The sequence below is a fragment of the Pseudomonas sp. Hz4 genome, assembly GCF_054898165.1.
Genome location: NZ_CM142719.1, coordinates 3,053,583 through 3,067,487 on the forward strand (window position 1 = coordinate 3,053,583; position 13,905 = coordinate 3,067,487).

General features: G+C 58.3%; 10 protein-coding genes. 7 read left to right on the forward strand and 3 right to left on the reverse strand.

Going from position 1 to position 13,905, the window contains the following annotated elements:
• Window positions 1–4 precede the first annotated feature (4 nt).
• Complete coding sequence (locus tag ACYZTR_RS13870; protein WP_461971687.1) at window positions 5–922, reverse strand: LysR family transcriptional regulator; 918 nt, start codon at window positions 920–922, stop codon at window positions 5–7.
• Window positions 923–1,189: 267 nt separating this feature from the next.
• On the opposite strand from ACYZTR_RS13870, the gene ACYZTR_RS13875 reads away from it, so the two are divergent.
• From ACYZTR_RS13875 to pgm, 4 genes are all read left to right on the forward strand, one after another.
• Window positions 1,190–2,212, forward strand: coding sequence for a zinc-dependent alcohol dehydrogenase family protein (locus ACYZTR_RS13875; RefSeq protein WP_461971689.1), 1,023 nt, complete (start codon window positions 1,190–1,192; stop codon window positions 2,210–2,212).
• A gap of 579 nt (window positions 2,213–2,791) precedes the next feature.
• Window positions 2,792–4,279, forward strand: coding sequence for a hypothetical protein (locus ACYZTR_RS13880; protein WP_461971690.1), 1,488 nt, complete (start codon window positions 2,792–2,794; stop codon window positions 4,277–4,279).
• A gap of 67 nt (window positions 4,280–4,346) precedes the next feature.
• The gene (locus ACYZTR_RS13885) at window positions 4,347–5,744 is read left to right on the forward strand and encodes an aminotransferase-like domain-containing protein (protein ID WP_461971692.1); all 1,398 of its coding nucleotides are present in this window, start codon (window positions 4,347–4,349) and stop codon (window positions 5,742–5,744) included.
• 110 nt (window positions 5,745–5,854) lie between these two features.
• Window positions 5,855–7,501, forward strand: a complete 1,647-nt coding sequence (gene pgm / locus ACYZTR_RS13890) for a phosphoglucomutase (alpha-D-glucose-1,6-bisphosphate-dependent) (protein ID WP_461971694.1) — start codon at window positions 5,855–5,857, stop codon at window positions 7,499–7,501.
• Window positions 7,502–7,573: 72 nt separating this feature from the next.
• Here pgm and ACYZTR_RS13895 read toward each other — a convergent pair whose 3' ends face one another.
• On the reverse strand, window positions 7,574–8,269 hold the full coding sequence (locus ACYZTR_RS13895; protein ID WP_461971696.1) for a pirin family protein: 696 nt from the start codon (window positions 8,267–8,269) through the stop codon (window positions 7,574–7,576).
• A gap of 279 nt (window positions 8,270–8,548) precedes the next feature.
• Between ACYZTR_RS13895 and ACYZTR_RS13900 the strand changes: the two genes are divergently transcribed.
• Entirely contained in the window at window positions 8,549–11,023 is a 2,475-nt protein-coding gene (locus ACYZTR_RS13900; RefSeq protein ID WP_461971699.1) for a UvrD-helicase domain-containing protein, read from the forward strand.
• 63 nt (window positions 11,024–11,086) lie between these two features.
• Here ACYZTR_RS13900 and ACYZTR_RS13905 read toward each other — a convergent pair whose 3' ends face one another.
• Window positions 11,087–11,359, reverse strand: coding sequence for a DUF1652 domain-containing protein (locus ACYZTR_RS13905; protein WP_033054957.1), 273 nt, complete (start codon window positions 11,357–11,359; stop codon window positions 11,087–11,089).
• 274 nt (window positions 11,360–11,633) lie between these two features.
• Between ACYZTR_RS13905 and ACYZTR_RS13910 the strand changes: the two genes are divergently transcribed.
• Together ACYZTR_RS13910 and ACYZTR_RS13915 are read left to right on the forward strand one after the other, a co-directional pair.
• Window positions 11,634–12,446, forward strand: coding sequence for a helix-turn-helix domain-containing protein (locus ACYZTR_RS13910; RefSeq protein ID WP_461971700.1), 813 nt, complete (start codon window positions 11,634–11,636; stop codon window positions 12,444–12,446).
• A gap of 50 nt (window positions 12,447–12,496) precedes the next feature.
• A complete protein-coding gene (locus ACYZTR_RS13915; protein ID WP_461971702.1) occupies window positions 12,497–13,900 on the forward strand; it encodes an NAD(P)/FAD-dependent oxidoreductase in 1,404 nt (467 codons plus the stop codon).
• Window positions 13,901–13,905 lie beyond the last annotated feature (5 nt).

A 13,905-nucleotide genomic window follows, 5' to 3' on the forward strand; every position in this document is an offset into this window, starting at 1 on the left:
CGCCTTATGAAAGGCTATCCGGATCCCCAAAAAACATCTGAATCCGCGACCTTAGCCACCGCTCACCCGGATCATTGTCCTGCGACCCACGCCAGGCCATGTGCAACTCAAAGCTGCGCACCGGCAATGGCGGGTCTTCAGCCCGCACACCGCCAGCGGCTGTCAGCGCATCAGCCGTGTAATCAGGCACGGTCGCGACAATATCGGTCCCGCTGATGAGCGTGCTGAGTCCGTTGAATTGCGGCACCGCGAGGACCACATGTCGTTTGCGCCCGAGCTTTTGCAGCTCTTCATCTATAAAGCCGCTGAGGTCGCCCGCGAAGGACACCAGCGCATGAGGCCGCGCGCAGAAATCATCCAGGCTCAACGGCCCTGGTACCGTATCGGCCCGCAACAGCTTCGGCATGCTGCGGCGCAGCACCTTGCGTTTGGCGTTGGCCGGCAGGTCGGCGGTGTAGCTGACACCGATGGAAATCTCGCCCGAGGCCAGCAGGCTTGGCATCAGGATGTAGTTGGCCCGACGCACCACCAGCACGATCCCCGGTGATTCGGCGCGCAGACGCTTGAGCAGCATCGGCAGCAGGGCAAATTCGACATCGTCCGACAGACCGATGCGAAACACCGCCGTGCTGGTGGCTGGGTCAAATTCCGCGGCACGGCTGACCGCGGTGGAAATCGAATCCAGTGCAGGCGAGAGCAGGGCGAAGATTTCCACCGCTCGGGCGGACGGTTCCATGCTGCGGCCGGTACGCACGAACAACGGATCATCGAACAACCCGCGCAGGCGCGAGAGTGCCGCACTGATCGCCGGCTGGCCGAGGAACAATTTCTCCGCAGCGCGGGTCACGCTGCGTTCGTGCATCAATGTTTCGAAAACGATTAACAGGTTCAGGTCGACACGACGCAGGTCATTACGATTCATCTGGAGTCCTGGCAGAGTCATCAAGCTTGACGAAAGCGGCCATATGGGAACAATGGCCGGCATGAATATTAAGGGGAAAGGCTGCTACTCTGCACCGAGTAATTCAGTTTTCCAAAAAAGGTTGCTTCGGTATCACGGCATTTGACGATGTCGCCGGCGCTGCGGAATCAATGACAGGCATGTCGACTATTAATAGCCACTGATAGTCTTGGGTAGAAAGCCCAGATAGAGTTCAGGGCATTAGAGGTTTCTTTGACGAGGTTTGCGATGTCCCGCACGATCCGTTTTCACAAGTTTGGTCCAGCCGAGGTGCTCAAATGCGAAGAGCATGCGGCCGCTCTCCCTGCGCCGGGCGAAGTGCAGGTGCGCGTCGAGGCGATTGGCATCAGCTGGTACGACATTCTCTGGCGCCAGAACCTGGCCTCGTCCCACGCTCGTCTGCCTTCAGGCCTTGGCCATGAAATGTCCGGCGTCGTCACGGCGGTCGGCGAGGGCGTCGATGATCTGGCGGTCGGCGACAAGGTTGCCAGCTTCCCGGCTGAAAGCCCGAACGACTATCCGGTCTACGGTGAGCAGATTGTTCTGCCGCGCACGGCACTCACCCGTTACCCGGACGTGCTCAGCCCGATCGAAGCCAGCGTGCATTACACGCCGCTGCTGATCGCCTACTTTGCTTATGTCGATCTGGCACGGGTCAAACCGGGGCAATTCGCGCTGGTGACCGACGCCAGTCACTGTGCCGGTCCATCCTTCGTCCAACTGGGCAAGGCGCTGGGCATTCGGGTGATTGCCGCCACCAAAACCGCGGAAGAACGTGAATACCTGCTGTCCCTCGGCGCCGAGAAAGTCATCGTCACCGAAGAACAGGACCTGCTGATGCAGATCAACAAGATCACCGACAATCGCGGCGTGGACGTGGTGTTCGATGGTCTTGGCGGTCCACAGATGTCCTTGCTCGGCGATGTGCTTGCACCGCGCGGTAGTCTGGTGCTGTACGGCTTGCAAGGTGGCAACCAGACGCCATTCCCAGCCTGCGCAGCGTTCCAGAAGAATATTCAGTTCTTTGTGCACTGCATCGGCAACTTCACCGGCAAACCGGAGCTGGGCATCGTCCAGGACCAGGTCGCACTGCAACGTGCCTTGCGCGATATCAACCAGCTGACCGCCGACCGCGTGCTGCTGCCGCTGAAGACTCGGGTCTTCCCGTTTGCCGAGTTTGTCGAAGCTCACCGCTACATGGACGAATGTCCATGCCGCGAACGGGTCGCCCTCCAGGTTCAATCTGCATAAGCCCTTTAGATAAGTCCCTCAGCAAGAGTTCGTGCCCCCACGGACTCTTTTTGCATGCGTCATCTGCCATAAATGAGACCTTCCATTGACCGGTCAATGGGGCAGTTCAGCAACTGAACTGGTTTTTGCTCTCAATCTGTATCTTCTAATCATCATATAAGCCTTGATAATTGAATGATTACTTTCATCTCAAGGAATGAGCCATGGCTGGGTATCTGGTTGATACTTTTCAATACACGCTGTTAATCGATATCCGACAAATAGCGCATCGTTGCGCAGTTGCCGACAAAACATGGGCGACTTCTTTCTGTATTTCTTGTGCTAAATGTCTGTGGGACGCTGTCGGACATTTCCTAGGATGTTGCGCGCAGCCGCAAGAGGCTGACTCTACAGGGCCTCGCGCCAACCTGTCTCTGGCCGGAGCAGGGGTGACCTCCAAACATTTCAAATAATTACCAAAAACTTAAGTGTTAGCATTTGGCAATAGCGTCCAGCACTTCAATCGTGGCAGGCAACCCATTGCGCAGTGCATGTCGTTGTTAGTGCGATATCGAACTTACAAGCATCAGGTAAATTAAGATGACCAATATTCATGATCAAGCGATGAACTATGTCTATCAGCAAGTGCTACAGCGATTGTTGAGTTTCTTCTCTCGCGCCGAACGCACGGCATTGCAGCTTATGATTCAGCGCCTGGTGATAGCCGCCGGGGGCATGGAGCGCATTGGCGATTACAAGGTCCTGGCGATTCAGTCCGGGTCCCGCGACAGTTGCTACACTCTGGCGCTGCTGCGCGCAGCACAACTGAGTATTGCCGGTCGGGCGCCTGCGACATTCCGGTTGCGAGTGGTTTCCTTGCGTTTGAACGGCGTAAGCTCGACGGCCCTGGAAAATATCCATCGCAGCTACAGCGCCTTGTTCCTCTACGACGATCCTCGGGTCGAAGTGTTGATGGTCGATAATCGGGAAGTGCTGCCGTTCAACCACCTGACACCGATCTCCGACGCCGGCCGAGAGTCGAATCGGCTCAATCTTTTGATGGTTGGCCATCGTCGCACCTGTAATGGGCTGCATGATCTGTGGGACAACGGGTACCTGGCCACCGGTGAGTTCTATGGGCAAATTGCTCGTTGGGACAGCGGTGTCGATGCGTTGGTCAGTAGCGACACGCCTCGCCAGCAGAAACAGTTTCTCGACGGATTGAAGCGTGCTGCCGCCAAAGCCGGGCTCAAGCCCTCGAATCACTACGAAAGCGGCTATGAGGAGCTATTCGCGCTGCTCGATGAGCTGGGCAGCGACTGTTACCGCGCTTTTTATGCTGAGCATGAGCAGGCAGTGTGGCGTCCGGCCGAACGATTTGAGGCGTGTCGCCGCGCCACGTACATCGACATTCACGACATGGTGGTCAGCAACCTCGAAGAGCGCTGGCCATTGACCACCGAGTTTCTTGGTTTTCAATCCGATGAGCCGGCGGCACAGCTCAGCGACAACGAACACGTCAGCTTTTCTATCTGCGCACACGTTCGGGGTTTGCAGTCGTGCTTCCTACACGGCCGGAACTACGAGACGGGTGTCGCCGAATATCTGCAACGGACATTGGTGATGATGCGCCGCAAACAACTGGCGGAACGGTTGTGCGAACAAGCGGTGGAGGCGTTTGGCAACCCGGCAACGTGGGCCGAGCAGCGAGTTCTGGCAGCGGCCGAAGCTCAAAAAGACCTTGGCTTGAGCGAGGCGCAACTGGTGTGCCTGCTCAATTCACCGTTTGTCGAGCATGGCGCGGCGCTTGAGCGTTTTCTGCGTCAGTGCCACCCCGGCATGCTCGTGGCGATGCCCGATTTGCACCGGGCAATGCAGGGCAATCCTGTGCCGGAGCAGGTTCTGCAATGGATGACCGACGTCAGCGGATTGCCTGTCCACCTGATCGGCAAGCTTTACCGCATGGGCCCGGTGTCTACGGATGAGGGTAGCGGTGGCGCCCCGGAAGTCGGCGGCGACGGTTTGCACGCCGAAGCCGCCGAATATGACGACGAGGCTGTGGCGGATGAACGGTCAGCGGGGCGCTGAAAGTGCCTGGTTTGACGGACTTGTTGACGATGCATGATCACGTTCACATGGCATTTGGCCCTCGCCCATGAAAGGGCCACGAGAAACCGACTTCGCGTACCAGGCGGTATACCGATATCTGACCAATCTGATCAATGAGCCGGTGGGTGACACGCGCATCCGTCTGCCGTCGTTACGACAGTTGGCGGATCGCCTGAGTGTGTCGATCTCGACGATTCAGTACGCTTACTCGCTGCTGGAGAAGGAAGGGCGCGTTTACTCGGTCGCCAAATCCGGCTATTACGCGTTGCCGGTGTCCTCCATCAGCGTCAGCAGCGGCAATGACCTGCTTGAAACCGTCTATGTCAACGCCAGGCGCCCAGGAATGCTGGTCTTGAGCGCCGATGAGCCGGCGCTGTTACAGCCGCTCGACAGCCCGCTGTTACTGCTGGAGCGGGAACTGCTGCGCCAGTATCCGCGCCAGCCGCAACCGTCATCGCAACCGTGTGGCGAGCTGGAGCTACGCATCGCCCTGGCGGCGCGCTACACCACCTCGCCGCTACGCTGCTGGCACGCCGACGATGTCTATATTGGCGCTGACCTGCGAGGCGTGCTGGAAATACTGATCGCCGTGTTGAGCCTCAAGGACGCTACGGTGCTGGTCGAGTCGCCGTGCGACTGGGCGATTCTGCGGTTGCTCCAGGCTGCGCAGGTACGAGTGATTGAACTGGCGGTGCAATCCAGCGGCGGCCTGGACGTCGAGTGGCTCAAGGAGTTGCTGGAGACCGAACCGGTGCGGCTGGTGATGGTTTCATCCGGGCTGAATATGCCGCGAGGCAGCTTGGCGCCCGAGGACAACCGACAAGCTGTTGCGCAATTGCTGGAGCGACATGGCAGCTGGGTGTTGGAAAACGACTGCTATGGCGAACTCGGATTCGAACCGGACAGCCAGCGGTTTCGCGACCTGCTGGACCCCGATCGGCTGATCGTGTTTTCCACGTTCGAGAAAATCATCGGGCCAGAAGCGCCCTACGGCTATTTGCTCTCGCGGCATTTCAGTGCTGAACTGCAACGGCACTTTCTACTGCGTTCGTTTCGCCTGTCACCGATTCGCCAGAAAGCCATCGCTCGCTTGTACAACAACGGACGTGTCGATCAGCACCTTCAGGTATTGCGGCGGATGCTCAAGGATCGCAAGGCGCAGATGACTCAGCTGTTGCAGGAGCGTCTGGGCGATGCCTTGCGCTTCGTCGAGCCTCAGGGCGGTGCAACCATCTGGGTCCGTTCGCTGCGTCAGGTCGATGTACGTCGAGTGTTCCATCGCCTGCTCAAACACCACGTGGTGATCGCACCGGGAGAGCTGTTCAGTCTCCAGGGTTTGCACGCGCAACACTTGCGCCTCAGTCACACCTTCGGCGGCGACCACGACTTGGCCGCGGTGTTGGGCCTGTTAGGGGATGCCTTGCGTCTGGAGTCGATCGATTGAACGGGGTCCCCCAACATCCTCGGCACTCGTGGATCGATCCCATCGCGTTGCGGTCGAACTGCCAGTAAACTGCGTCCTATTCCTGAACCACTCTCTTTCAGAGGTTTTGCATGACACTCAGTCCTTTTGCGGGCAAACCGGCACCGGTAGAACTGTTGGTCGACATCCCGCGACTGGTAACGGCCTATTACACCGGCCAGCCCGATGCCGCCGTCTCGACCCAGCGCGTTGCCTTTGGCACGTCCGGGCACCGAGGCAGCTCGTTCGACTTGAGTTTCAACGAATGGCACGTTCTGGCGATCAGCCAGGCGATCTGCCTGTACCGCGAAGCCCAAGGCATTGACGGCCCGCTGTTCGTCGGCATCGACACCCACGCGCTGTCCACCCCGGCCGGCGCCAGCGCCCTTGAAGTGCTGGCCGCCAACGGCGTGACGGTGATGATCGCCGAAGGTGACGAATACACCCCGACACCGGCCATTTCCCACGCGATTCTCTGCTACAACCGGGGGCGCACTTCAGGCCTGGCGGACGGCATCGTCATCACCCCGTCGCACAATCCGCCGCAAAGCGGTGGCTACAAATACAACCCTACCAACGGCGGCCCAGCCGATACTCACATCACCAAGTGGATCGAAGCCAAGGCCAACGAACTGCTGGGCAACAAGCTCGCCGGCGTCAAGCGCATCAGCTATGAGCACGCGCTGAAGGCCAGCACGACCCATCGTCACGATTACCTCAATACCTATGTCGCCGACCTGATCAACGTGATCGACTTCGACGCTATCCGCGATGCCAAGCTGCATCTGGGTGTCGATCCGCTAGGCGGAGCAGGCGTGCGCTACTGGTCAGCGATCGCCGAGCATTACCGTTTGGATCTGGAAGTGGTCAACAAACAGGTCGATCCGACCTTCCGCTTCATGACGGTCGACTGGGACGGCCAAATCCGCATGGACCCATCGTCCAGTCACGCGATGCAGGGCCTGATCGGTCTGAAAGAGCGTTTCGACGTAGCGTTTGCCTGCGACCCAGACCACGATCGCCATGGCATTGTGACTCCTTCCGGTGGATTGCTCGCGCCGAACAGCTACCTCGCGGTATCGATCGACTACCTGTTCCAAAACCGTCCGCAGTGGCGCGCCGATGCCGCCGTGGGTAAAACCGTGGTCAGTAGTGGCTTGATCGATCGCGTTGCAAAACGTCTGGGTCGTCGCCTGTACGAAGTGCCAGTCGGCTTCAAGTGGTTTGCTGATGGCCTGTTCGACGGTTCTCTGGGTTTTGGCGGCGAAGAAAGTGCCGGTGCTTCGTTCCTGCGCAAGGATGGCGGCGTCTGGTGCACCGACAAGGACGGCTTGATCCCGGCGCTGCTGGCAGCAGAAATGACCGCCCGCACCGGCCGTGACCCAAGTCAGGCCTATCGCGCCTTAACCGATGAACTGGGCGAACCGTTCTCGGTACGGGTCGATGCCAAGGCCAACCCTGAGCAGAAGGCACTGCTGAGCAAATTGTCGCCGGACCAGGTCACCTCGACCCAACTGGCTGGCGAAGCGATCCAGAGCATCCTCAGCCACGCACCGGGCAACGACCAGGCGATCGGGGGGCTGAAAGTCATGACCGAGAACGGCTGGTTCGCGGCGCGTCCGTCTGGCACTGAAGACATCTACAAGATCTACGCTGAAAGCTTCGTCAGTGACGAACACCTCAAGCAATTGGTGGCAGAGGCTCAAACGCTGGTGGATGGCGCTATCTCGGCGAAATAAGCGTCGGACAGTCACCGACAAACAAAAAAAGGCGACCATGACGGTCGCCCTTTTTTTGTCCCGCGTTTACGATCAGGCCACGTCCACCAGAACGATTTCACTGTCCTCGATGGCGGTCACCCGCAACACCTGCTCATCGGCAACGGCGATACCGTCTCTAGCTTGTGCACGCAAGCCATTGACTTCAATGACGCCGGTGGCCGGAACCAAGTAAGCGCGACGGCCATTGTCCAGGCGATACTCGGCGGATTCGCCGGCCTTCAGGTTCGCCGCCACCAGTCGCGCATCGGCTCGAATCCGCAGGCTTTGATCGTCGCCGGCTTTGCCGCTGGCAAGGGTCACGAAACCTTCGCGCTGGCCTTTGGGAAAAGGCTTGGCGCCCCAGGACGGTGCCAGACCGGATTCGTTCGGGATGATCCATATCTGGAAGATCCTGGTCTCGGTCGCTTCCAGGTTGTATTCACTGTGGGCGATCCCGGTGCCGGCGCTCATGACCTGAACGTCGCCCGCTTCAGTACGACCCTTGTTGCCCAAGTTATCCTCGTGGGTGATCGCGCCTTCACGCACATAAGTGATGATCTCCATGTCCCGGTGCGGGTGTTTCGGGAAACCGGTACCTGGTGCAATCACGTCGTCGTTCCACACCCGCAGGTTGCCCCAGTTCATGCGTTTTGGGTCATGGTACTCGGCGAACGAAAAGTGGTGATGAGCATCCAACCAGCCATGGTGGGCGCCGCCCAGGGATTTGAAGGGTCTGAGTTCAAGCATGATCGTCTCCTGAAAAGGTTCGTCATGGGGCAGAGCGCCTGAGCCACGAAACGCGAACCGGTGGTCGATGGCGAGCATCATCTATCAGGTATCAATCGATAAAAAGCGTAAAAACTGCCTCAATACAATCGAATAAACTGATATCGAATAACCTCGAAAGATTCTCACCCAACCTTCACTTCATCGCATAAGCCAATGACCTGTAAGCATTTCACTAGAACTGAACGGCAAATGCAGACACCATAGCCGCAACAGCCTCACACCCTGGAGTCAGCCCGCGTGCCGCAACACACCCCCGATCTTCCTCCTGAACTTCGTCCCTTGGCCGAGATGCCACTGCTCAAGCGTCTGGCCGCCCGGTTTTTTGGCCACGGCCTGACGCGTCTGCGTGCACAGCATCGTGCGTCCTGGCTACACGGCCAGGCGGATGGCTTTCGCAGTGGTCACAGCGCCGGCGTGGATTACGGCTATGAAGAAGGCAAGCTTGAAGGGTTGGAACAAGGCCGGCAGGTGTTGCTGATCCGCGACTCGCGCTCCACCGAGCACCGACCGCCCAACGTTGACGACCATCTGTTCGACGATTGGCGTCTGCCGTTGAGCGCCGAGTTGAAGAAGCGCATGAAGACTGATGTTGCTCGACTGCTGCCACCACACGCGCAGCCCAGCGCCGCGCAGTGGAAAATGATCTTCAGCGACACGCCCTCGACCTCGGTGATTGCCGGCGCGGGTGCGGGCAAGTCGACCACGTTGGTGTTGCGGATTTTGCTGCTGACCCATTATCTGGGGTTCGAGCTGAGTTCGATGACGGTGGTGACCTTTACCCGTGAATCGCGCAAAGACTTCATCAATAAACTGATCGAGCTGTTTGCACTCTGGGGCCGGGTGCTCAGTTTCAAAGAGGCACGTGATCTGGTGCGTACCTTTCATTCGCGAATCCTGCCGATGGTTCGCAGCCTGCCGGGCTTCGAGCGACTGCAAGCCTTCGAAAACCTCAGCAACCGCCCGCAAAGCGGCGATGAGGAGGTTGACAGCAATCCTTTCGACCTGCGCATCAACGATACCCAGCGCCAACAGCTCAATGCCTGCTATCACCACCTGCACACTCGCGATGAGCGCTTCCGCGAACTGATCAAGCCATTGTCCCGTCACGCGTTGCAGCTCAAGGAGCTGGAGCGCGATCACCCGGACGTGCAGAAACGCATGGCCGTGACCGAACTTGCCGCCAAGCGCGATGAAGAGCTTTGCGATGCTGTTGAAGATCTGTGGTTTCGGGCGGGGGCCTGGCCGATCAAAGGCATCGAGCCGAATCGCCAGACGTTCGATATCAACGGTTCAACGTTTCATTGTCATGGCTATATTCCGAGCCTCGACGCTTGGGTGGTGCTGGGGTTCGATCCTCGGGAAAACCCGCAGGTCAGCCGCCCGAATGCCAAACTGACAGTGAGGGCAGAATGGGCGGTGAAACGCACCCTGTTTCAAGCTTTCTGTCGTAAGCCATTGATATGGATAGATAGTTACGAATCTTCAAAGCGAGTACTGGCTTCTCTTGCCGGTGATGCCAGCGCTGGCCCAGGCTTCGATTACAAGGTCAAGGGTGAACTCGGTTCAGCGCCATTGCTGGACTGTTTTGTCGCGGCGGCGGGGTTTATCGAGAACCTCGGCCTGGAGGTGCCCAATGCCGTGGGCCAGATGAGTTTTGCCAAGGACGACCCGGATCGGTTTTTCTTCGAGGCCTTGAGTCTGTACTGGCGATCGCTGGAAGATCACCTGCTCGATCAGAAGCCACCGGTGATGACCTATAACCGGATGTTCGCCTTGTTCAGCGAACATTCTCCAGAAAACCTGAAGCTGCTGAGCGATGAGTTGCTCAGGCCAATGTCGCACTTGATGATCGACGAATTTCAGGACGTATCACCGCAAATCGTTTCCTGGATCCGCGCGAGCCTCACCGAAATCCGCGGTCGCGGACCGGCTATGCACGTGGGGCGTGGCGCACAACGCTCGTCATTGCTCTGTGTAGGCGATGACTGGCAGTCCATCTATGGCTGGCGGGGCAGTTCGCCGACGTATTTCATGGAATTCAACAAGGAATTCCCTTCGCCGAGCACGACCAAAGTCATGCTCAGTGACAACTACCGCAGTCACCAGCACATCATCGATGCCGCCGAACACATCGTTCGTGCGGCGCCCGCGATCGCTGGCAAGAAGGCCAGGGCAAGTGGCGAGCCGAAGGCGTTGCTGCCGGTGAACGTTCTCGATCGCGACGATCAAGCTATGGCCCAGCGCCTGATCGAGCACTACAGAAAGGGCGATTCAATCTTGATGCTTTATCGAAAAAGCAGTGATAAGTCGTTGATAGAAGAGCACATTAAGTCTGTAGTTAATGTTGATTCCAGCTTGCCTTACGAAGCTCGGCGGCTGAAGCAACTGACTTATCACAGCGCCAAAGGACTTCAGGCTGACGCCGTGTTTCTACTGGGCGATTGTCAGCACCTGACCAGTTCACCTTACAAGAACCAGGTCTACCGCATGGCAGGTCTGGGCAAGGCTGGCGACAACGAAGCGTACGACAGCGCACAGAAAGACGAGATCCTGCGGCTGGCATACGTCGGCATCACTCGGGCGGTGAGTCATTGCTACTGGTATCTCGATGGGCAAGACACCCAGGCGGCCAACCTGCCTAAAGCTTCCGATCGGATTGGCAGGGGCAAGGCGTTCTTTGCCGATCACCGACAGGGCAAGCCATCGGCGTGAGCCGTGAATCTTGCGCCACAAAAAAGCCCACTTAACGTGGGCTTGTTGTTGAGTGTTCAGCCTTCAGGCATAGCTCCTGAGGGCGACTGGCGGAATGAAAGCCTCAAGCTCATCTTCCACCGCTTCGATTATTCGTTCTACATCCGCAGCATTCATTACCGTCGCGCAAGGGATACCCGCGATGGCGATCATGGTCTCGCCACTGGCACGGTCAAATAGACGGGCAATCATGCTGCCCGGCGCGTCCATGCTCGCCTCGAAACCCATGGGATGAAAATGCCAGCGCATCAGCTGGCAGGCGTTTGGAAACGTGACTTTACTGAATCCTTTATTCATGTGTTGCCCGCCTTATTCATCGAGCGCTTCCTTTAGCTCATGTTAGGAGGGGAAGAGCCTTCGATGGCTCAACCGGTGACGTCTTTAAAAGTAGCATCCAGATGTGAAAATAATGTGGATTTTTCAGTCCGTTTAGCGATTGATTCAGTTTTTTTGATGCAGGTCACGAGAACGGTAGATTTCCGGCAACTGGCTACCACTGATTGGCCATTCATTGGCCATTGAAGCTGACGCAAAACTTCGGCAAGCTCGGCTTTTTCTCGTCGAGTCCTTTATGCACGCCGTTGATGATGGTCCACTGCAAACCCAGGCCACGGGCGACACGGTGATGCGCTATCACTTGCGCTGGAAACACCGGGATCTGGACGGGGTCACGGCGCTCTATCACCCAGAAATTCAGTACAGCGATTTCTTCCAGAACCGTGTGATGGGGCTGTCTGAATTACGTGAGTACGTGCGCAGCAGCATGCCTCGAGATCCCGGTGAAGCCCTGGAGCATACGGACCGTATTCGTTTGGACGGCAACACGGCGTTCATTCAGTACCGCATCACCCTTCGCGGCGGTGAAGGGCTGGTGTCGTTCCGGGCCAGCGAGGCGATTACCGTTCGTGACGGTCTGATCTGGCGGGTCAACGAGTACGCCTCGCTGGTGCATGAGCAGCCCGTCAGCAAGGTCAGCAGCCAACGCCCAGCTGTCAGTCGGCTCGGGCTGTCTGCGCGCCAGCTGAGCTTCATGGCTGAAGACTTGCAGCAGTATTTTCAGCGCCAGCAGCCTTATCTCGATCCCGAACTGGACCTGCAACGGGTGGCGAAGGAGTGCGGGTACAGCCGCAATCAGATTTCCTATCTGCTGAATCAGGTGCTTGGCCAGAGCTTTTATCGATACGTCAACCAGGCGCGCCTGCAGCATTTGCTCGCGTCACTGGATAGCGCCACGCTGCCGTTGCGTATCGACGAACTGGCGTTTGCCGCCGGGTTCAATTCGCTGTCGGCGTTCTATAGCTGCTTCCGTCAGCACACCGGCCAGTCGCCCAAGGCCTACGTAAAACAAATTTCTTTGCGTGCACGCGCGCAAGACAGCCTCTAAGTCCACGCACTAGGATCGACGTCATCGAAGTTTGAGTGGCGGAGTCTTGCATGCCGGCGTGGCGCACTATCAGTTTGTGGATGGACCAACTCGACGAGCCATTATTGGCGCGTCCCTCGCTGGAGCAGGATCTGGATGTCGACGTCGCCATCATTGGCGCGGGGTACACCGGACTCTGGACCGCGTACTACCTCAAACGCCTGGCTCCCGACCTGAGCATCGCCATCGTTGAAGCGCAAACCGCCGGTTTTGGCGCCTCGGGGCGTAACGGCGGCTGGCTGATGGGCAATGTGCTGGGCGAAGACCGCTTGCTCGCCGATTTGCCGCCCGAACAGCGCCGGGCTTCTTTCGATTTGCTGCACAGCATCCCGGACGAAGTCGGGACGGTCCTCGAACGTGAAGGTATTGACTGCGATTACCGCAAAGGCGGGGCGCTGTATTGCGCCGCACGCTATCCAGAACAGGAAGCCAGTCTTCGGCACTCTCTCGACAAGCTCTACAGCCAGGGATTGACCGAAAGCGATTACCGCTGGCTCAGCCCCGAGCAGTTGGCGCAACAAATCAGAATCGCCAAACCTTATGGCGGTATCTATGCACCGCACGTTGCGACGCTTCACCCGGCAAAGTTGGTGCGAGGTCTGGCTCGTGCGGTGGAGAAAATGGGCGTCAATATTTACGAAAACAGTCCGGTCACCCATTGGCAGTCGGGCGGTCTGCGCACGGCGAAAGCCTCGCTTCGCAGCCGCTGGATCGTACCGGCCGTAGAAGGTTACTCGGTCACCTTGCCGCCGTTGGGACGTTATCAGTTGCCGGTGCAAAGTCTGATAGTGGCCACCGAGCCGCTATCCGTTGCCACGTGGGATGAAATTGGCCTGAGTCGAGGCCAGGCCTTCAGCGAAAGCAGTCGCCAAGTCACGTACGGTCAGCGCACGGCTGACAACCGTTTGGTGTTCGGTGCCCGGGGCGGTTATCAGTTCGCTGGCAAGTTACGCCATGACTTTGACCTGACCACCAGCGAAGTGGAGCTGCGGCGCTATCTGTTCGGCGAACTCTTCCCGCAACTCAAGAACGTGCGGATTACCCATGCCTGGGGCGGCAATCTGGGGATGTCCCGGCGTTTCAAGCCGCACATGCTTTGCGATCAAGCGAGCGGCATTGCGATTTCCGGCGGCTATGGCGGGGAAGGCGTCGGTGCCAGCAACTTGGGCGGCCGGACCCTGGCGGATCTGATTCTGCAGCGTGACACCGAGCGGGTTCGCCAGCCGTGGGTCATCCAGGGTGGTCTCGATGCGCTCAGGGCGTGGGAGCCGGAGCCCTGCCGCTGGCTCGGTTACAACGCGATCATCCGCAGCTTTGTCCACGAAGACCAGACCCTGGCCAACCCGGCCACCGCACCCTGGCGTCGCAAACTGGCCAGCGGTATTGCCGGCTTCATGGAAGGTTTCATGCAGTAAACGGC

Excerpts from the sequence above, each read along its gene's own strand:
- ACYZTR_RS13870 (WP_461971687.1), bottom strand. The coding sequence starts at position 922 with ATGAATCGTAATGACCTGCGTCGTGTCGACCTGAACCTGTTAATCGTT.
- ACYZTR_RS13885 (WP_461971692.1), top strand. The coding sequence starts at position 4,347 with ATGAAAGGGCCACGAGAAACCGACTTCGCGTACCAGGCGGTATACCGA.
- ACYZTR_RS13905 (WP_033054957.1), bottom strand. The coding sequence starts at position 11,359 with ATGAATAAAGGATTCAGTAAAGTCACGTTTCCAAACGCCTGCCAGCTG.
- pgm (WP_461971694.1), top strand. The coding sequence starts at position 5,855 with ATGACACTCAGTCCTTTTGCGGGCAAACCGGCACCGGTAGAACTGTTG.
- ACYZTR_RS13910 (WP_461971700.1), top strand. The coding sequence starts at position 11,634 with ATGCACGCCGTTGATGATGGTCCACTGCAAACCCAGGCCACGGGCGAC.
- ACYZTR_RS13895 (WP_461971696.1), bottom strand. The coding sequence starts at position 8,269 with ATGCTTGAACTCAGACCCTTCAAATCCCTGGGCGGCGCCCACCATGGC.
- ACYZTR_RS13915 (WP_461971702.1), top strand. The coding sequence starts at position 12,497 with ATGCCGGCGTGGCGCACTATCAGTTTGTGGATGGACCAACTCGACGAG.
- ACYZTR_RS13875 (WP_461971689.1), top strand. The coding sequence starts at position 1,190 with ATGTCCCGCACGATCCGTTTTCACAAGTTTGGTCCAGCCGAGGTGCTC.
- ACYZTR_RS13880 (WP_461971690.1), top strand. The coding sequence starts at position 2,792 with ATGACCAATATTCATGATCAAGCGATGAACTATGTCTATCAGCAAGTG.